This is a genomic window from Vibrio sp. E150_018 (assembly GCF_053544035.1).
On the sequence record NZ_JBHGNY010000002.1, the window covers coordinates 36,339 to 56,396 of the forward strand.

General features: G+C 41.6%; 17 protein-coding genes and 1 riboswitch. Of the genes, 12 read left to right on the top strand and 5 right to left on the bottom strand.

Annotation, left to right across the window (positions count from 1 at the left end; genetic code table 11):
• Window positions 1–91 precede the first annotated feature (91 nt).
• The 5 genes from mpl to thiQ all read left to right on the top strand — a co-directional run bounded on the left by mpl (window position 92) and on the right by thiQ (window position 5,753).
• Window positions 92–1,447 carry a UDP-N-acetylmuramate:L-alanyl-gamma-D-glutamyl-meso-diaminopimelate ligase gene (gene mpl, locus ACE3G9_RS02840; RefSeq protein WP_417879980.1) on the top strand — a complete coding sequence of 452 codons (1,356 nt, stop codon included), beginning with the start codon at window positions 92–94 and terminating at the stop codon, window positions 1,445–1,447.
• Between the two features lie 95 nt (window positions 1,448–1,542).
• A complete protein-coding gene (locus tag ACE3G9_RS02845) occupies window positions 1,543–2,172 on the top strand; it encodes a flavin prenyltransferase UbiX (protein ID WP_417879981.1) in 630 nt (209 codons plus the stop codon).
• A gap of 61 nt (window positions 2,173–2,233) precedes the next feature.
• A riboswitch (TPP riboswitch) is annotated at window positions 2,234–2,331 on the top strand.
• Window positions 2,332–2,370: 39 nt separating this feature from the next.
• Window positions 2,371–3,378 (top strand): thiamine ABC transporter substrate binding subunit, encoded by a 1,008-nt coding sequence (gene thiB, locus ACE3G9_RS02850; protein WP_449218433.1) that lies wholly within the window; start codon window positions 2,371–2,373, stop codon window positions 3,376–3,378.
• A 47-nt stretch (window positions 3,379–3,425) separates the two neighbouring features.
• Window positions 3,426–5,015, top strand: coding sequence for a thiamine/thiamine pyrophosphate ABC transporter permease ThiP (thiP, locus tag ACE3G9_RS02855; RefSeq protein ID WP_449218434.1), 1,590 nt, complete (start codon window positions 3,426–3,428; stop codon window positions 5,013–5,015).
• A 12-nt stretch (window positions 5,016–5,027) separates the two neighbouring features.
• Window positions 5,028–5,753: a thiamine ABC transporter ATP-binding protein gene (thiQ, locus tag ACE3G9_RS02860; RefSeq protein WP_417879984.1), complete on the top strand. Its 726-nt coding sequence runs from the start codon at window positions 5,028–5,030 to the stop codon at window positions 5,751–5,753.
• 88 nt (window positions 5,754–5,841) lie between these two features.
• Here the strand turns inward: thiQ and ACE3G9_RS02865 are convergent, their stop codons facing one another.
• Window positions 5,842–6,522 carry a hypothetical protein gene (locus ACE3G9_RS02865; protein ID WP_417879985.1) on the bottom strand — a complete coding sequence of 227 codons (681 nt, stop codon included), beginning with the start codon at window positions 6,520–6,522 and terminating at the stop codon, window positions 5,842–5,844.
• A 227-nt stretch (window positions 6,523–6,749) separates the two neighbouring features.
• Window positions 6,750–8,171 (bottom strand): PhoH family protein, encoded by a 1,422-nt coding sequence (locus ACE3G9_RS02870; protein ID WP_417879986.1) that lies wholly within the window; start codon window positions 8,169–8,171, stop codon window positions 6,750–6,752.
• 614 nt (window positions 8,172–8,785) lie between these two features.
• Between ACE3G9_RS02870 and rapA the strand changes: the two genes are divergently transcribed.
• From rapA to ACE3G9_RS02885, 3 genes are all read left to right on the top strand, one after another.
• The gene (gene rapA / locus ACE3G9_RS02875) at window positions 8,786–11,710 is read left to right on the top strand and encodes an RNA polymerase-associated protein RapA (protein WP_449218435.1); all 2,925 of its coding nucleotides are present in this window, start codon (window positions 8,786–8,788) and stop codon (window positions 11,708–11,710) included.
• A gap of 158 nt (window positions 11,711–11,868) precedes the next feature.
• The gene (gene rluA, locus ACE3G9_RS02880) at window positions 11,869–12,606 is read left to right on the top strand and encodes a bifunctional tRNA pseudouridine(32) synthase/23S rRNA pseudouridine(746) synthase RluA (RefSeq protein WP_417879988.1); all 738 of its coding nucleotides are present in this window, start codon (window positions 11,869–11,871) and stop codon (window positions 12,604–12,606) included.
• Between the two features lie 30 nt (window positions 12,607–12,636).
• The gene (locus tag ACE3G9_RS02885) at window positions 12,637–13,623 is read left to right on the top strand and encodes a D-2-hydroxyacid dehydrogenase (protein WP_449218436.1); all 987 of its coding nucleotides are present in this window, start codon (window positions 12,637–12,639) and stop codon (window positions 13,621–13,623) included.
• 16 nt (window positions 13,624–13,639) lie between these two features.
• Here the strand turns inward: ACE3G9_RS02885 and ACE3G9_RS02890 are convergent, their stop codons facing one another.
• Together ACE3G9_RS02890 and argR are read right to left on the bottom strand one after the other, a co-directional pair.
• Complete coding sequence (locus ACE3G9_RS02890; protein WP_449218437.1) at window positions 13,640–14,647, bottom strand: TAXI family TRAP transporter solute-binding subunit; 1,008 nt, start codon at window positions 14,645–14,647, stop codon at window positions 13,640–13,642.
• Window positions 14,648–14,865: 218 nt separating this feature from the next.
• A complete protein-coding gene (argR, locus tag ACE3G9_RS02895; protein ID WP_144387537.1) occupies window positions 14,866–15,336 on the bottom strand; it encodes a transcriptional regulator ArgR in 471 nt (156 codons plus the stop codon).
• A 376-nt stretch (window positions 15,337–15,712) separates the two neighbouring features.
• Between argR and mdh the strand changes: the two genes are divergently transcribed.
• The gene (gene mdh / locus ACE3G9_RS02900; RefSeq protein ID WP_417879991.1) at window positions 15,713–16,648 is read left to right on the top strand and encodes a malate dehydrogenase; all 936 of its coding nucleotides are present in this window, start codon (window positions 15,713–15,715) and stop codon (window positions 16,646–16,648) included.
• A 115-nt stretch (window positions 16,649–16,763) separates the two neighbouring features.
• Here the strand turns inward: mdh and ispB are convergent, their stop codons facing one another.
• Window positions 16,764–17,735 carry an octaprenyl diphosphate synthase gene (gene ispB, locus ACE3G9_RS02905; RefSeq protein ID WP_417879992.1) on the bottom strand — a complete coding sequence of 324 codons (972 nt, stop codon included), beginning with the start codon at window positions 17,733–17,735 and terminating at the stop codon, window positions 16,764–16,766.
• Window positions 17,736–18,008: 273 nt separating this feature from the next.
• On the opposite strand from ispB, the gene rplU reads away from it, so the two are divergent.
• The 3 genes from rplU (at window position 18,009) to cgtA (ending at window position 19,952) form a co-directional block, all read left to right on the top strand.
• Window positions 18,009–18,320 carry a 50S ribosomal protein L21 gene (gene rplU / locus ACE3G9_RS02910; protein ID WP_089122172.1) on the top strand — a complete coding sequence of 104 codons (312 nt, stop codon included), beginning with the start codon at window positions 18,009–18,011 and terminating at the stop codon, window positions 18,318–18,320.
• 21 nt (window positions 18,321–18,341) lie between these two features.
• A complete protein-coding gene (gene rpmA / locus ACE3G9_RS02915) occupies window positions 18,342–18,599 on the top strand; it encodes a 50S ribosomal protein L27 (protein WP_017026335.1) in 258 nt (85 codons plus the stop codon).
• A gap of 183 nt (window positions 18,600–18,782) precedes the next feature.
• Window positions 18,783–19,952 (top strand): Obg family GTPase CgtA, encoded by a 1,170-nt coding sequence (gene cgtA / locus ACE3G9_RS02920; protein ID WP_417879993.1) that lies wholly within the window; start codon window positions 18,783–18,785, stop codon window positions 19,950–19,952.
• The last annotated feature ends 106 nt before the right edge of the window (window positions 19,953–20,058 follow it).

The window sequence follows — 20,058 nt, forward strand, 5'->3', positions numbered from 1 at the left end:
TAACCATACTTTTCTGTGTGTTTACGGTACTATTCAGAATTATTGTACATTCATTTTTTTAGATCCTAATAGTTGGATTGGAACCATTGTTATGCATATTCATATTCTCGGTATTTGTGGCACATTTATGGGGGGAGCGGCAGTTTTAGCGCGCCAACTCGGACATAAAGTGACAGGTTGTGATGCTAATGTTTATCCACCGATGAGCACATTACTCGAATCTCAAGGTATTGATATTATAGAAGGCTTTGACCCTTCTCAGCTTGAGCCCGCGCCGGATCTGGTTGTGATAGGTAATGCAATGAGCCGTGGTAATCCTTGTGTTGAATATGTGTTAAATAACAATTTGAAATACACCTCAGGTCCACAATGGTTACAAGAATTTTTATTACATGATCGTTGGGTTCTTGCTGTTTCTGGTACTCATGGAAAAACCACCACATCGAGTATGTTGTCTTGGATTTTAGAAGATTGCGGTTATGCACCGGGCTTCTTAGTCGGAGGCGTATTGGGTAACTTCGGTGTGTCGGCACGTTTAGGCGAAAGTATGTTTTTTGTGGTCGAAGCCGACGAATATGACAGTGCTTTTTTCGATAAGCGTTCAAAGTTTGTGCATTACCACCCACGTACATTAGTGATGAACAATTTAGAGTTCGATCATGCAGACATCTTTGACGATTTGGAAGCGATTAAGCGTCAATTTCACCATTTAGTTCGCACCGTGCCGGGCAATGGTCGTATTCTAACGCCAAGCAATGATGATGGTTTGAAAGAGGTGATTAAGCGTGGTTGCTGGAGTGAACTAGAATACATCGGCGACGATGGCCATTGGAAAGCTGAAAAAGTGAAAAAAGATGGCAGCCATTTCCAAGTGTATTTAGATGGCCAACATCATGGTGATGTGGTGTGGGATTTAGTCGGTGACCATAATGTGAATAATGCGTTGATGGCGATTGCCGCGGCGCGTCATGTGGGAGTTACGCCAGATCTAGCTTGTGAAGCATTGGGTAAATTCATCAATACTAAGCGTCGTTTAGAGTTAAAAGGTGAAGTAAAGGGCATTAAGGTCTATGACGATTTTGCTCATCACCCAACTGCGATTGAGCTTACGTTAGAAGGTTTACGTAATAAAGTCGGTGATAGTAAAATTATCGCGGTGTTTGAGCCTCGTTCTAGCACGATGAAAATGGGCGTACATAAACAAACTTTAGCCGCCGCTTTTAAGCATGCCGATCAAGTTTGCTTATATCAGCCAAGCAACATTCAATGGTCAGTAGAAGAAGTGGCGCAACAGTGTTCTCAACCAAGTTACGTTGATGACAATATTGACAGCTTTGTGGAACATATTGTGGCTCAAGCGCAGACTGGCGATCAGATCTTAGTGATGAGTAACGGTGGCTTTGAAGGGATCCACGCCAAGTTATTACAAGCTTTACAGCAAAAATAGTAAAAAGATCATAGTAAGTAAAAAGATCATTGGTGATAAAAAGATCACTATAATCCTTTTGCTCACCAAACTCATTCTCTGTTGAGGAAGTGAACATGTCTCAATTGATGGAAAAGAAAATCACTCTTGCTTTCACTGGTGCCTCTGGTGCGCCTTATGGACTGCGTCTATTAGAGTGTTTGCTGGCGGCGGACTATACCGTTTATTTGTTGATCTCATCAGCGGCCCGTGTCGTGATGGCAACCGAGCATGATTTAAAGTTACCAAGTGGCCCAGAAGCGGCGCAAAAAGCTTTGATTGAACACCTTAAATGTCGCAGTGATAAGTTAATTGTATGTGGTAAAGAAGATTGGTTTTCACCCGTCGCTTCAGGATCGGCTGCGCCGAAAAAAATGGTAGTGTGTCCATGTTCTGCTGGTAGTGTGGCTTCGATTGCTCACGGAATGTCGGATAATTTAATTGAACGTGCTGCTGATGTGGTAATGAAAGAACGCGGCCAGTTATTGCTGGTGGTACGAGAAACACCATTTTCGACGTTGCATTTAGAGAATATGCACAAGCTATCGCAAATGGGCGTCACCATAATGCCCGCGGCCCCAGGCTTTTATCATCAACCTAAAACGATTGAAGATTTAATTGATTTTATGGTGGCGAGAATTCTCGATCATTTAGGTGTTGAACAAGGTTTAGTACCTCGTTGGGGCTACGATCAACGCTCTAGCTAACAGTGTTGATATTAAGCTAATATAACGACTCGTTTACCGTTACGTAAGATCTTACAATTTATACAACTCATCGGGGTGCTGAATCATGTGATTTAGCTGAGATAACACCCGTGACCTGAACCAGATAATGCTGGCGTAGGAATTGAGTGGGTTTTTCCTTCTTTTCCCTGTGCCGCTCACTAAATAAGGATTAATCTAGTGAACTTCACACCTAAAGCGCTTACTTTTCTTGCTTTCTCTTGTGCTGCAACCTTTTCTACTTCAGCGCTAGCGGAGCAAAAGCCTACCTTAACCGTTTATACTTACGATTCTTTTACTTCCGATTGGGGGCCTGGTCCGAAAATCAAACAAGCTTTTGAAAGCCAATGTGGCTGTAAATTGAATTTTGTTGCTTTGGATGATGGCGGTTCAGTGTTAAGTCGTATTCGTTTAGAAGGTAACAATACCAAAGCAGATGTGGTTCTAGGATTAAATAACAACATTATGGCGCAGGCCCAGCAAACGGGACTACTTGCCAAGCATGATGTTGATACTTCTCAAGTCACTATTCCCGGTGGTTGGAATAATTCTTATTTTGTGCCTTTTGATTACGGCTACTTTGCCTTTGTGTACAACAAAACGAAAATGACCAACCCACCCAAAAGCTTAAAAGAATTAATCGAGCGTGATGATTTTAATATTATTTATCAAGATCCACGCACATCGATTACTGGCCAAGGTTTATTGCTGTGGGTGAAAGCGGTTTATGGTGATGATGCGGTGCAAGCATGGAAAAAAATTGCCGATAAAACGGTTACGGTGAGTAAGGGGTGGTCAGACTCTTACCCTATGTTCTTAAAAGGGGAGAGCGATATGGTGTTGTCTTATAGTACCTCTCCGGCTTATCACATCATTGCTGAAAATGATGACCAATACGCTGCGGCTAATTTTACTGAAGGCCAATATGCACAAATAGAATTGGCAGCCAAGGTGGCGAGTACCAAGCACTCTAAATTAGCCGATGAGTTTATGCATTTTATCTTAACCGATGATTTCCAATCCGTGATGGCAACCGGTAATTGGATGTACCCAGTGACCGATGTTAAGTTGCCAAAAGGTTATGAGCAATTAACGGTGCCAAGCAAAATGTTGTCGTTAGAGCCCGAAACCGTTGCTAAGCAGTTGAAAGGTTGGACTCGTGAGTGGCAGATGGCTTTGTCGCAATAAAGCAATGACAACTCTTTTCGTTTTTAAGGCTCTAATAGGACGCCAGCGTGATTAATGTTCCGGTTCCTAAGTTAGGTATTGCGGTTGCGCTGGTGATAGCTGCGTTTGTCTGCGCAACAATAGGAGCGTTGGTTCTGCATGCCCCAACGTTAAATATTAGTTGGATTTTATCCGATCCTTATTATCGACATATCACCTTCTTTAGTTTCTATCAGGCATTCTTTTCGACTTTGTTGAGTGTTGGCTTAGCGATTCCGGTTGCTCATGCGTTATCTCGACGAGAATTTATAGGCAAGTCGTTGTTATTGAAACTGTTTGCTTCGACATTGGTATTGCCAGTGTTGGTTGGCGTATTCGGTATTTTAGCGATTTTAGGTAACAGTGGCTTGGTCGCTAGCGTATTAAAAGCTTTTGATGCCCGCTTACCTTTTTCGATTTACGGCTTAAGTGGTATTTTAGTCGCCCATGTCTTTTTTAACTTACCTTATGCCTGCCGCTTGTTATTACATGCTTTAGAATCGATACCTAATGAGCAACATAAATTGTGCGCTCACTTGGGAATGAATGGATGGCAGAAGTTTTGTCAAGTCGAATGGCCCCGTATGAGGCAGCAACTTCCACATGTCGCTGGCTTAGTGTTTATGCTGTGCTTTACTAGCTTTTCGACGGTTATGGTATTAGGTGGTGGGCCTAAGTCGACCACGATTGAACTGGCTATCTATCAAGCAATTAAGTTTGATTTTGACCTACAAGCTGGCGCGATTCTCGCGTTATGGCAAATGATGTTATGTGGTGGGTTAAGTTTACTATTATTGCGTTTAGTTAAGACCTTGCCAGCTTCGACTCAGTCTAGCCAACAAGTGTTACTAGTGTGGCCCGATTCTCGTTTAGCGAAAGTTTGGGATAGCATTTGGATCCTAGCGGCAATGCTGCTTGTGCTACCGCCTTTAGTGATGGTGATATGGCAAGGCTTGAATCCTCAATCATTAATTGTGCTGCAAGATGCTAAGTTTTGGCAGGCTTTAATGGCTTCTCTTAAAGTTGCAACATTGGCCAGTTCACTTGCTTTAGTCATGGGGATGACCATTTTATTTACCAGTCGTGCTTGGCACTTGAAAGGGCGTGGTCAATGGGCTGGCCGTTTAGAGTTAGTGGGCACGATTATTTTGGTGACGCCGGGAATAGTGATTAGCACCGGGCTATTTTTATTGCTGCGTAAACAAGTTGACGTATTCAGCCTCGCTTTTGTGATGGTGATTTTAGTGAATGGGCTAATGGCATTACCGTATATCATCAAAACGTTGTCGCAACCGATGTTACAAATTTCGCAACAATATCAATTTTTATGTCAAAGTTTAGGTATGACAGGTTGGAATCGTTTCAAAATGGTTGAGTGGAAAGCGCTAAATAAACCCATTGCTCATGCCTTTTCGATTAGCTTTATGTTTTCTATGGGAGATTTAAGCGCCGTGGCACTATTTGGTAATCAATCTTTCATTACGTTGCCTTTGTATTTATTTCAATTATTAGGAAGTTATCAAATGCCTGCAGCGGCGATGGTCTCGCTGTGCTTATTGGTGTTTAGTGTCATTTGTTTTAGCTTGATTGATGTCATTTTTAAACGGAGTAGTCGTTAATTATGAAGAAGAATGACCATGTCTGATTGTGCCATTGATATCCAGCAAGTCATTTATGATTATCAAAGTGAAACCTTTCATTTTGACTTACAGGTAGAGCGTGGTTCGACTATGGCTTTGATGGGACCTAGTGGCTCTGGCAAATCCACATTACTCAGTTTAATCGCCGGTTTTATTGAGCCTAAACAAGGGAAGATTAACGTCGATGGGTTATCTGTGATTGGTTTGCAGCCTCACCAAAGACCATTGGCAATGCTGTTTCAAGAGCATAATTTATTTAGCCATTTAACGGTAAGACAAAATATTGGTCTTGGTTTACATCCCGGTTTGAAATTAACGAACCAACAAAAACAACAAGTCGGTGAAGCCGCCCAGCAAGTTGGTATTGTTGAACTATTAGATCGCTTGCCAGAGCAGTTATCGGGCGGACAGCGGCAACGCGTCGCACTGGCAAGGTGTTTTGTACAACCTCATTCTATTTGGTTGTTGGACGAACCTTTTTCAGCGTTAGACCCGATTTTACGTCAAGAAATGTTGTCGTTGGTGTCAAACCTAGCCAAAGATCGCAATATCACTGTATTGATGGTGACACATCATTTGTCAGATGCTAAATCGATAGGCAGTCATTTTGCCTTTATGGAGCAAGGCAAGGTGACCGTATGCGACCGAATATCACATTTAACCCAAGAAAGTACGAACGCTCATTTAAGGGCGTTTCTCAAAGCGAGTGGAAATTAAAACAGCCCTTGATATTGTCAGTATCAAAGGCTGTATATTTATATGAAAAATAAGGTTAAAGTTTTTTACTATCCGCAAGTAATGTTAGTTAGTCGTTCAGTAAAAATTGATTTCGTTTATTGATAAATTCGGAATAGTTTTCATCTTTGAGACTATATTTTCGCCAGGTTAAAAAACTTTGTAGGTAGCCTAATGATGAATAAAAAATGATAGTATAACCTAGCACTTCTATTCCTTCTTCTACGACACGTTTGATTGTTCGATCATATTCAGGCCCAAGAATACCTAGCCAAAAATGACCCATACCAAATAAGCGCGAAAATACCAGTAGCAATGCCATTCCTATACATAATGAGAAGAAATGGCTGCTTTGGGTGAAATGGGAGAAAGTGTGTATGGTTTGTTTGATATTTCTTGAAGCGTATATCACACAGGCAGCCGTGAGGATAAGCACAGGTATTATCCAAAAGCCATGAAATACTAAATCCAATAAGCCATCTAATTCACGGATAAACATACAACCGAAAAAACCAGCCACTAAAGTACAAAAATGCCGAATAGAAGGCTCTTGATAAGCGGTATAAGCAAAAGATAATGCACTAAGTAGTAAGATTAACTCTTGAAAGTACTCAGTGAGTGAGGTTTCACCTATCCCTTGCTTGAGATAAATCAGGTCATAGCTAAGAGTGACAACAGGTAAAGTAACAAGCAAAGCGAGTAATAGAAATTGCCCAAACCCTTTTAGTATATTATGGATATCATTAGACATAAAAAACCTCAAAGTATAAAAGAATTTAGCCTTACAGCGATTGTATAAGATTCCATTCAAGTATCGGACAAGGCAAAGAGGTTGGGTATTCTATAACGTTTTATTTACTTTTCTATTATTTTTACCACTCATTTATTCAACCTAAAAAACCAAAAATAATCCCTACTTAAACAATGGTTAAATCTAAGTAGGGATTTTTCATATTCAAGCTAGGATGATGGGAATCATTATAAGTTTTCTTCGGCGAATTCCGCTAAACGGCTACGAACCACACCATTTAAGTGAATGTTGGCACTACCTTCGAAGTTTTTAAAGCGTTCAACCATGTAAGTTAATCCTGAAGTTACAGGCGTTAGGTAAGTAGAGTCGATTTGCGCCAAGTTACCCGAACAAACAATTTTGGTGCCTTCACCACAACGAGTAATGATGGTTTTGATTTGCGAAGCAGTCAGATTTTGACACTCATCAAGCAATACAAAAGCATTTTGAATTGATCGGCCACGCATAAAGTTGATGGATTTGAATTGAATATTGGCTTTATCACAAATGTATTTTAATGAGCCTTCAGTGCAGTGATCGTTTTTATGCAGAGCTTCAAGCGTATCGGTGATCGCCGCCAGCCAAGGCATCATTTTTTCTTCTTCTGTACCGGGTAAGAAACCAATGGCTTCACCGATATCTGGCGTATTACGAGTGACGATGATTTTATCGAACATTTTCTTTTCAATGGTCATTTCTAACGCTGCGGCCATGGCTAGCATAGTCTTACCACTACCTGCTGCGCCCGTTAAAATCACCAAATCAATTTCAGGATCAAGTAAGGCATCCATTGCCATCCCTTGATAGACATTTTTTGGATAAATATCCCAAGCGTGTCGGTGCATCAAACGTTCTCGGCTAAGATCTTTAATTTTGGCATTTGTCGGATACAGTTCTTCAACACGACCAGCAAAATCGGTATCTTCATCGATGATATATTGATTAATAAAGGTGGGCTCTAAGCCTTCTCGATCAACGGTATGAAAAGTTTTGTTACCGACGTTGTGGCTTTCTACTTGTTTAAAGTTATCCCAAAAGCTGCCTTGGTATTCATTAAAACCCTTGGTTAGGAACTGCACATCATCAATTAATTGGTCAGTTCGGTAATCTTCAACATACAGAACACCCGCCCCTTTAGCTCGTAAGCGCATATTGATATCTTTGGTGATTAATACGACTTCTCGTGGTGCGCGACGGTTTTGCAGGGCAATCACGCCATTTAAAATTCGGTTATCGCCTGCTTTATCAGCAAAGGCTTTATCACTATCTTGTATGTCGAAATCAGCTAGAATCGAAATGGTGCCAGTAGCTTGATTATCTTTAGCAAAAGGAATGCCTTGGGATATTTCATCGGGTGTCGCATCGTGAAAAATGGCTTCTAAGGCTCGAATGGCGACTCGGGCATCTCGGGCAACATCACGTTTGCTGTCTTTGATGCGATCAAGTTCTTCTAACACCGTCATTGGAATGACGACATCATGTTCTTGGAATGAGTATATGGCGTGAGGTTCATGGAGTAGGATATTGGTATCAAGGACAAAGATTTTGCGTGATGATTTATCGTGTGTTGATGATATTGCGCTAGTTAGCGTTCTGTCGGTCGAGCCCATAGCGTCTCCTTGTTCCGCGGTGCGGAAGGCTAGCAATGTTTGATTGCTAGAGGCAGCTACAGTATATAGATAACATCTTGTTTCTATTTTCGCTATCGAGAGTGTCGGTAGCGTGCAGCTACATAACGATCAAACCCTTTTCATTAATAATACCAATCTCATTAATTATCTAATCATTCTTACTTGTGAAAAGCCTCGATAACTGCGTTATCAATTTTGATTGTAGAGCAACTACTTATCGAAAATTTATGCCTTGTTCTCAAGGCTTTTTCCTGCGTCATCTCTGATCATCTAATTAATTTGATTGGTATAAGCAACGATAGCTTTTTAATACAAAACTATCTGAATACTTATGTTGAGTATATGAAAGATTTTTACTTTCAGCTCTAATTTACCTCTCAAATATTGACACTTTTATGTCAAGGCGAAAATTAACTTCAAATCAGGATGATATATCTAGTCTCATCAAGTAAGATGTGCGGCTTTTTCCTTGTCGGGAAAGCGTATTTTAATGGGATTTGAGGGAAGAATATTTCGTCAAAAAACATGATACGCAAGTGACTTGGGTATAAAATAGATTTCAATAAAGTTAGATTCATAAGGTAGTCGATTACATGGCATTTGCGTTAGGTCAGCGTTGGATTAGTGATACAGAAAGCGATTTAGGATTAGGGACAGTGGTTGGGCTTGATGCTCGTACTGTAACCTTGATGTTTGCTGCATCAGAAGAAAACCGTTTGTATGCCCGTAATGATGCGCCGATCACTCGAGTGGTGTTCAATGTCGGTGATGTTATTGAAAGCCAAGAAGGGTGGACTTTAAAAGTTGAGCATATCGAAGTACAAGATGATGTGATCAGCTATATCGGTACTCGCCAAGATAACCAAGAAAGCGATGTTGTATTACGTGAGATTTTCTTAAACCACCAAATTCGCTTTAATAAGCCGCAAGATAAATTGTTTGCAGGACAAATAGATCGTATGGATAACTTTGTCCTACGCTACAACGCATTAACCAATCAATATCAGCAGTATAAAAGTCCAATGCGTGGCCTTTGTGGCATGCGCGCTGGCCTTATTCCGCATCAGCTTTATATTGCTCATGAAGTGGGCCGTCGTCATGCGCCTCGCGTCCTACTGGCCGATGAAGTTGGCCTAGGTAAAACCATTGAAGCGGGCATGATCATTCACCAGCAAGTATTAACTGGTCGTTCTGAGCGAATTTTGATTGTGGTGCCGGAAACGCTACAGCATCAATGGTTAGTCGAAATGATGCGTCGCTTTAATCTGCATTTTTCGGTATTCGATGAAGAACGTTGCCTAGAGTCGCAAGCCGATGCTTTGAATCCATTTGATACTCAACAATATGTTCTATGTTCACTCGATTTCTTGAAAAAGAATGAAAAACGTTTCAATCAAGCCTTAGCCGCTGATTGGGATTTATTAGTCGTCGATGAAGCGCATCACCTAGAGTGGAGTGTTGACGCACCAAGCCGTGAATATCAAATGGTCGAAGGCTTAGCAGCAAAAATCGCAGGCGTTCTTCTGCTTACTGCAACTCCTGAGCAGCTAGGTCATGAAAGCCACTTTGCTCGACTGCGCTTGCTTGATTCAGACCGCTTTTTTGACTACCCAACTTTTGTGAAAGAAGAGCAGCAATACGCACCGGTAGCCGAAGCAGTCGCCAGTTTAGAATCTGGTCAGCCGCTGACTAACGATCAAAAAAATAGCATCACTGAGTTGTTATCAGAGCAAGATGCTGAGCCGCTATTTAGAATTTTAGATGGTTGTGGCTCACAAGCTGAATTTGATATTGATCAGAAAACCTTAGCTCGCCAAGAATTGATTGATAACTTAATGGATCGTCATGGTACTGGGCGCATCTTGTTCCGTAATACTCGTGCCGCGATCCAAGGTTTTCCTGAGCGCCACGTACACATGTTAGCAATGCCAATGCCTGAGCAATACACTCGAGCAATGCGTGTTTCCAATATGATGGATGGCGAACTTCCTGAACAAACTCAAGCGTTGAAAAACTTGTACCCAGAAGAGATTTTACAAGATCTTGAAGGCGATAAAACCTCATGGTGGACGTTCGATCCTCGCGTGACTTGGCTTATCGATAAAGTATTAGAAAAACGCTCTGAAAAGATCTTAGTGATCGCATCACGATCTTCTACTGCCTTGCAACTAGAGCAAGCTTTGCGTGAGCGTGAAGGTATCCGAGCGACGGTATTCCATGAAGGTATGTCGATTCTGGAGCGTGATAAAGCCGCCGCTTACTTTGCTCAAGAAGAAGGTGGAGCGCAGGTACTGATCTGTTCTGAAATTGGTTCTGAAGGACGTAATTTCCAGTTTGCCAACCAGTTGGTGATGTTCGACTTGCCATTCAACCCTGACCTATTAGAACAACGTATTGGCCGTTTAGATCGTATTGGTCAAACTCGTGATATCGAAATTTTCGTTCCTCATTTAGAAAATTCAGCGCAATCAATTTTGGCTCATTGGTATCACCAAGGTTTGAATGCATTTGCAGAAACCTGTCCGACAGGTCGCGCAGTGTATGATGAATATTCTGCCAATTTAATTGCCATGCTAGCTTCGGGCGATATGAGTGAGTTAGAGCATTTAGTCGAGCAATCGGCAGCGCTCAATAAACAACTGAAATCGAAATTAGAGCAAGGTCGTGACCGTTTGCTAGAAATTCACTCGAACGGTGGTGAAAAAGCGCAACAAATTACTAAAACTATTAAATCTGGTGATAATGATACTAACCTTGTGACCTTTGCGCTTGGCCTGTTTGATACCATAGGTTTAAACCAAGATGACAAAGGTGAAAATGCCCTCGTGATGACACCATCAGAACACATGATGGTGCCAAGCTACCCTGGGTTACCTTATGAAGGTGCGACCATTACTTTTGATCGCGATACTGCGCTTTCTCGTGAAGATATGCACTTTATGAGTTGGGAGCATCCAATGATCCAAGGTGGTATTGATCTCTTGCTTAGCGAAAATGTGGGTACTAATGCGGTTTCTCTTTTGAAAAACAAAGCATTACCCGTCGGCACTATGTTCTTGGAGCTAGTGTATTTAGTGGATGCTCAAGCACCAAAGCGTAGTGGCATTAACCAATTCTTACCCAAAACCCCAATTCGTTTATTGATGGATGCCAAAGGTAACGAACTTTCAGAACAAGTACCGTTTGACACATTTAACCGCCAACTTAGTCCGATTAACCGTCATATGGCGAGTAAAGTGGCGAGTTCAGTGCAAGATCAGATTCACTCGTTAATTGAAAATGCGGAGCAAGCGGTATTACCAAAACTGGATGACGTACGCCAAACCGCGAAATCTGAGATGCAGCAAAAGCTTAACTCTGAATTAGAACGTTTATTGGCGCTTAAAGCCGTCAATCCAAACATACGTGATGAAGAAATTAGCACCATTGAAACGCAAATCGAAACACTGTCTGGTTACATCGAAACCGCGCAGTTACAGCTTGATTCTTTGCGTTTGATCGTCGTTGCTCATCAGTAATACGTCACTCGGAAAATTCGTTTCTCGTAGCTCGATGTTATCTTTTCGAGTTACGAGCAACGAGCTGCCGAGAAATGTTTATTTAACTCCTTGTCTAACCCTAGTTTGTGGAACCTAACCTAGGGACTAGGAACTCTAAACTAGGAACTTGTTTTTCTATGGCCCTACTTGAATATCTTCCACCTACCGATCCTTGGACGGATATCGTCTACCAAGATGAACATATTTTGGTGGCTAATAAGCCTGCGGGGTTGTTATCGGTGCCGGGGCGCTTGGCTGAGCATTACGATAGTATTTGGAGTCGTTTACGTGAGATGTATCCAAATATTGAAGTGGTGCATCGTCTGGATATGGCGACCTCTGGGTTGATGCTATTTGCTTTAACTAAAGAAGCAGAACGTCATATTAAGAAGCAATTCCAATATCGCCTCACCCATAAAATTTATTATGCGCGAGTATGGGGAAGTGTTGAGCTCGACCAAGGTGAAATCGATTTACCGTTGATTTGTGATTGGCCAAATCGTCCTCGACAGAAAGTGTGTCACCAAGATGGCAAACCTTCTGTAACGCGTTATCAAGTAGTGGTGCGAGAAGAGCAGACGACCATCGTTCGTTTACTACCGATCACAGGACGTTCACACCAACTACGAGTGCATATGATGGCGCTTGGTCATCCGATTGTTGGTGATGAATTCTATGCGACTCCAGAGGCGTTAGAGTACTCCGAGCGGTTGCACTTGCATTCTACTGAGTTAAGTTTTTATCATCCGAAAGATAATCAACTAGCAACGGCGTTTGTTGAATGTGATTTTTATCCCGATGTAAAAGCGCAAATTTTGCAACACTTTAGCGCTGAAGCTGAGTTGCCAGATTATAAAACTTTGGTATCGTCATAGTGAACGTGAACTAATCGAAAAGGATGTTACATGCCTATCCCTCTCACTCATTTACCTAGTAAACCAACGGTTGTTTTTTTAGATCATGCGACCATTCCAGAACACATTTCAGTGCCTAACCTGACTTTTGAACATCAATGGCAACAGTTTGACTTAACGCCAGCGGAGAAGGTGGTTGAGAGAATTCAACCTGCCGATATTGTGATTACCAATAAAGTACAATTAACTGCAGAAATTTTGGCTCAAGCCCCGAAACTCAAGTTAATTGCGGTCGCAGCGACAGGAACGAATAACGTTGATGTAGATTACTGTCGTGAACATAAGATTGTGGTTACCAATGTTCAGGGATATGGAACGCGCTCTGTGCCAGAGCATGTGGTGGCGATGATGTTTGCGCTAAAGCGTAATTTAATCGGTTATCACCAAGATATCGCGGCTGGCGAATGGCAAAAACAAAAGCAGTTTTGTTTCTTTACTCATCCTATTACTGATGTGGCCGATTCAACTATCGGGATTATTGGCAGTGGTAGTTTAGGGCAAGCCGTTGGCGTGTTAGCCAAAGCGATTGGTATGAAGGTGGTGTTTGCGGAACGTAAAGGGGTGAAACCTGCTCGTCCCGGCTATATGGCGTTTGAAAAAGTGATTGAAACGGCGGATGTGTTGACTTTGCATTGCCCACTTACTGATGACACGCAAAACTTAATTGCGATGCCAGAACTAACGGCGATGAAACCGAGCGCAATTTTAATTAATGCTGGTCGCGGTGGACTAGTGAATGAGTCAGATTTGGTGGAAGCATTAAAAACGAAACAAATTGCCGGTGCTGGGTGTGATGTGTTTACTCAAGAGCCTGCTGATGAGTCGAACCCTCTAATCGCCAATATGGACTTACCAAACTTACTCCTCACTCCACATGTTGCGTGGGGGAGTCATTCTTCTATTCAAGCGCTGTGTAATATCTTGATGGACAATATTGAAAAATACCAACAAGGTGTTGAGCAGAATCGAGTCTGCTAACGATTTAGCTTATTCGCTAAGGTAGTAATCCGACTTCTTTATAATAACGAATCGCGCCCGGATGCAGTGGCGCGGAGATTCCATCTTTAATCATATTTTCTTTCTTTAACATTGCAAAAGCCGGGTGCAAACGCTTAAAGGTATCAAGATTCTCAAATACCGCCTTGGTGATGTTATAAGCAAGCTCATCGGACATGCGTTTATCGGTAAACACAACGGATAGAGTGCCGAAAGTTTTGATGTCTTTGTCATTGTTCGGATAGAGATTTGCAGGAATGCTAGTCTCTGCGTAATAAGGTACATCATCGACTAATTTATCAATTTTAGGGCCTGTTACGGGAATGATCTTGGCTTGACAGGAAGTAGTCGCTTCTTTTATCGAGGCATTAGGATTACCTAAAATTGAAACAAAAGCATCAATTTGGTTATCGCATAATGCTTGAGCTCGGCTCGCTCCGGTAAATTCTGTTGCCCGCGAGAAGCTTTTCGGTGACCAACCAAATTGTTGCATAATTCTATCCATAGTCGCTCGATCGCCAGATCCTTTATTACCTATATTGACTCGTTTACTTGCTAAATCCGCGACATTTTGAATGTTTGAATCTTTGCGAACGATGAGATTAAAAGGTTCGTTGTGTAAAGAGAAAAGGGCACGCATGTTGGAATAAGGTGCTTTAGGGGTAAATTCGTTACTACCTTGGTAAGCAAAGTACTGCCAATCTGATTGAGTGATTCCTAAATCATTTTTACCTAATCTCACTTGATCAATATTATCGACAGAGCCGGCGGAAGGTTCGATTGAACAGCGAATATTATGCTGTAAACGACCTTTGTTGATTAACTTGCAGATAGAACTACCTGCAGGGTAATAAACTCCTGTTACCGCGCCAGTAGCAATTGTGATATAGCTTTTATTATTTTCTGCTTTTACCGTTGTGGTTGAAACAACCAAGAGGAAAACCAGTAAGATCTTATAGATCTCACGAGACAAAAAATAATGAAAGTATGATGCAGAGGTTGTCATGGCTTATTCCTTTATGCCAATAAAATGAGAAATGGCGATCCTTGCCATTGTATATCAACAATAGGTGAGAGGTTGATTTATTGTTAATAAAAATACTGGGAGTGGGGGTTATAAAGATAGATAATTATTGAAGATTATATAAAAAATGAGAAGGCGTTCACGACATGTGGGGGAAAAGAGTCAAAAGAACGCCTAGGGGGAGAGGACGGTTTTATATTTTAACCTGCATATTCAAATAATTCGCACACAGAATCAAATAATTGCTTAGTGCTAATGTTTAAGGTTGGCGTAATGAAAATTGTATCATCACCTGCAACAACACCAAGAATTCCTTCTGATTTGCCAAGAGAGTCAAGCAAACGAGCTATTAACTGAGCCGCTCCCGGACCGGTATGAATCACTACCAACGCATCGTTATGACCAACATCAAGCACGAGTTCACGTAAAGAGCTTGAAGCGGTAGGAACCCCTAACTCTGCCGGTAAGCAATACACCATTTCCATTTTCGCATTACGCGTTCTTACTGCACCAAACTTAGTTAGCATTCGAGAGACTTTTGACTGGTTGATATTGACAAAGCCTTCTTCTCGCAGTGCATCAACAATTTCGCCTTGGGAGCCAAAACATTCTTCTTTTAGTAGAGCTTTAAAAGAGCGGACTAAGTTATCTTGTTTGTCACTATTTCGCATAATGGGTTCTTTTAGTGGTACATATAATTTCAATATTTTCGCATAGATGGTCAATGATCACCAAACGATTAGGTCAAATTTTCGCTAAAAAAAGGTTGTGACCATTATGTTAACTTTTTACTCGTCAGGATTGTTAAAATTAGGTGGATTGAGCTTTAGCTTTTAATTTTAGTTATTGAATTTATATATGATTTTATAAGGGATGAGTTCAATATCGCAAAGCTGATGTTGAATAATTGTAATTATAATCGAGTTATTGTACTTTCGAAGGTATTAAGATTAGGCCCTATAAATTTCTAGGGAGTGTCGTTCCAACTCCTTAAACTCAGACCTAAATAATGTAAAAAATAATCAAATTTTCGAAGGAGAAAGGCTCATGAAAGTAGCTGTAATTGGTGCTGCTGGTGGTATTGGTCAAGCACTTGCTTTATTGCTGAAAAACGGACTTCCTGCAGGATCAGATCTTGCTTTATACGATATCGCTCCGGTGACACCAGGGGTTGCAGCTGATTTAAGTCACATCCCAACACCTGTTTCGATCAAAGGTTATGCTGGTGAAGATCCAACACCAGCATTAGAAGGTGCCGACGTGGTACTAATTTCTGCTGGTGTTGCTCGTAAACCAGGTATGGATCGCTCGGATCTTTTCAATGTCAATGCTGGGATTATTAAATCTCTCGCTGAAAAAATTGCTAATACTTGCCCAACTGCGTGTGTTGGTATTATTACTAACCCAGTTAATACAACAGTGCCAATTGCCGCTGAAGTATTGAAAAAAGCGGGTGTTTACAATAAGAACCGCTTATTTGGTATTACTACACTCGATGTGATTCGTTCTGAAACTTTTGTTTCTGAATTGAAAGGTGTTTCACTTGATGGTTTAGAAGTTCCGGTTATCGGTGGTCATTCTGGTGTGACGATCCTACCTCTACTTTCTCAAGTAAAAGGTGTGAAATTCTCTGATGATGAGCTAGCTTCTTTAACTAAGCGTATTCAAAACGCAGGTACAGAAGTCGTAGAAGCTAAAGCGGGCGGTGGTTCTGCAACGCTTTCTATGGGACAAGCAGCTTACCGTTTTGGTGTGTCTTTAGTGAAAGCACTGAACGGCGAGCAAGGCATTGTAGAATGTGCTTACGTCGAAGGTGATGGTGAGCATGCACGTTTCTTCGCGCAACCTATTCGTTTAGGTAAAGAAGGTGTAGAAGAAATTCTAAGCTTTGGTGAGCTAAGTGCATTTGAACAACAAGCGTTTGATAGCATGCTAGATACATTGAAATCAGATATTGCTCTAGGTGAAGAGTTCGCGAAGTAAGTAGGCGAATCTCGTTTCTCGAAAGCTCGTTTCTTGAAAAAGAGACGAGCTTTTTTTATTTTCGATAAACGAGTAGCGAAGCGAACGAGAAGCTTTGCGTTCGAGCTTCGGAAATCTATTTTGTCCTTCTAACCGCCATGTGCGCAAGAGTAACAAGAGCTTGTTTGTAGTCTGACTCTGGAATAATCGCCAGTTCTGCAATGGCTTTATCGGCTTCTTCTTCTGCACGTTGTGTTGTGTATTCGAGTGAACCCGTTTCATGCATAGCTGCCATAATAGCGTCTAGTTTTTCCATGCCATTCGAGCGTTCAATTGCATCGCGGATCATAGAAGCTTGTTCTGGTGTACCGTTTTGCATTGCATACAGTAGAGGTAAGGTAGGCTTGCCTTCTGCAAGATCATCGCCAACGTTTTTACCCATTTCTTTACCATCAGATGTGTAATCCATCACATCATCAATTAACTGGAAAGCGGTGCCTAAGAACTTACCGTAATTTTGTAATGCGACTTCGGTTTCTTGTGGCGCATCAACTAACAAAGCCCCAATTTGAGTTGCGGCTTCAAATAGACGTGCTGTTTTCGAATAGATCACTTGCATGTAGCTTTCTTCGGTAGTGTTCGGATCGTTGCAATTCATTAATTGTTGAACTTCACCCTCGGCAATCACGTTTACCGCATCACTCATTAACTTGAGGATCTTTAAAGATCCTAGGCTAGTCATCATTTGGAAAGAGCGAGTATAAATGTAGTCACCGACCAGAACGCTAGCGGCATTACCAAAGGCAGCATTAGCGGTTTCTTTACCACGACGCATATCCGATTCATCGACTACATCATCATGTAGTAATGTGGCGGTGTGGATAAATTCTACAAACGCAGCAGCAGTGATATGTTCTTGCCCTTGATAACCTAAAGCCTTGGCTGATAGTAACGCTAAAAGAGGGCGCAGGCGTTTGCCTCCACCACTAACAATGTAGAAACCGAGTTGATTAATAAGGCTAACTTCTGAATTCAATTGTGCATGAATGGTTTCATTCACTTTTATCATGTCGTCGGCAGTGAGTGCCTGGATAGCTTTAAAATCCATTGTTCTTCCAGCTGAGAATAGGGCGTGCTAGGCCTAAATTTAAAAAATAATCATGGATTCTACACTAAAAAACATTGATAAACACGAGTGTAAACGGCATCATTAGCGCACTTTAATCAGGCGATGATCTTTTCGCCATTTTTTTTAATATTTATCTTGTCAAAGGCCAAGCTCTCAAGTAGAATCTGCGCCCTATTGATGACAAGTTTAAGCGCACACCTGATATGTTTAAAATAACTAACATGATGCTGTGCGGAAAAAGCGGAGTAAAATATGTACGCTGTTTTCCAATCTGGTGGTAAACAACACCGTGTAAGCGAAGGTCAAACTCTTCGTTTAGAAAAATTGGACGTAGAAACTGGCGCAAACGTTGAGTTTGATTCAGTTCTTATGGTTGCTAATGGTGAAGAAATCACTATTGGTGCACCTCTGGTTGCTGGCGGTAAAGTAACTGCGGAAGTAGTTAAGCACGGTCGTGGCGATAAAGTAAAAATCGTTAAGTTCCGTCGTCGTAAGCATTCTCGTAAGCAAATGGGCCACCGTCAGTGGTTCACTGAAGTCAAAATTACTGGCATCAGCGCTTAATTTAACTAAGGAGAAGCTAACATGGCACATAAAAAAGCTGGTGGTTCTACTAATAACGGTCGCGACTCAGAAAGCAAACGCCTAGGTGTTAAGCGTTTTGGTGGTGAATCTGTTCTAGCTGGTAACATCATTGTTCGTCAACGTGGTACTAAATTCCACGCTGGAACGAATGTTGGTATCGGTAAAGACCATACTCTATTTGCTTTATCTGAAGGTAAAGTTAAATTTGAAGTTAAAGGTCCTAAGAACCGTAAGTTTGTAAGCATCGAAACTGCATAAGTTTCTGTTTACTATTGAATTCAAAGCCCTGCCTTTATGGCGGGGTTTTTTATTTATAGCAAAGTTATATAATAGACCCTAGACCCTAGACCCTAGACCCTAGACCCTAGACCCTAGAGTTGGGATTTACAGTCTGTGGTCTACACTCATAATAACTTGCCAATAATGCAGGTGGAGTAGCAAATGAAGTTCGTTGATGAATCAACCATAAAAGTAGAAGCTGGCGATGGCGGTAATGGCGTTGTTAGTTTCTGGCGTGAAAAATTTGTTGAAAAAGGCGGTCCTGACGGCGGTGATGGTGGTGATGGCGGTGATGTTTACATGCAAGCCGACGAAAACCTCAATACACTAGTTGATTACCGTTTTGAACGTTTCCATAAAGCGGAACGCGGTAAAAATGGTAGTGGTGGTAACTGTACGGGTAAACGTGGTGCAGATAAAACTATCAAAGTACCAGTTGGAACTCGCGCAATTGATATCCATACCAATGAAGTGGTAGCAGAAGTAACCGAACATGGCCAAAAAATCATGATCGCGAAAGGCGGTTGGCATGGTTTAGGTAACCAACGTTTTAAATCTTCGGTTAACCGTGCACCGCGTCAAAAGACCATGGGCACTAAAGGTGAAGTGCGTGAGTTGCGTCTAGAGCTATTGTTGCTTGCTGATGTTGGTATGCTGGGTTTGCCAAATGCGGGTAAATCCACCTTCATTCGTGCTGTGTCTGCGGCGAAGCCTAAAGTGGCGGATTATCCATTTACGACCTTGATTCCGAGTTTAGGTGTGGTTAGAGCAGGCTCTGAACGTAGCTTTGTTATTGCTGATATTCCTGGTTTAATTGAAGGTGCCGCGGATGGTGCCGGTCTTGGTGTTCGATTCCTAAAACACTTAGAGCGCTGTCGTGTGCTATTGCATATGATTGATCTACTGCCGATTGATGGTTCAGATCCAATTGAAAATGCACTGACGATCATTGATGAGCTTGAGCAATACAGTGAAAAGGTTGCAGCTAAACCTCGTTGGTTGATCTTTAACAAAGTCGATCTTCTGCCAGAAGAGGAAGTGGATGAAAAGATCCAACAAATCATCGATGCATTGGGTTGGGATGGCCATTACGCTAAGATCTCTGCTTCTAATCAATTAGGTACCAAAGAACTCGCTTTTCAATTAGCTGAGTTTATGGAAACACTGCCTAAAGAAGAACAAGTGGTTGAAGAAGAAGAGAAAGTCGACTTTAAGTGGGATGATTACCATAAAGATGCCATGAGCGGTAAAGATGTCATTACCGAAGAGTGGGATGACGATGATTGGGATGATGACGAAGATGATGGCCATGTTATCTACGTTCGTGACTAATTTGTATAATCGATAGATATATAAGCTGTGATTCTTTAAGGATCACAGCTTTTTTTTATCCTAAATCATGCTATTGAGGAGCGTTTTAGTGCACAATTTAAGCATG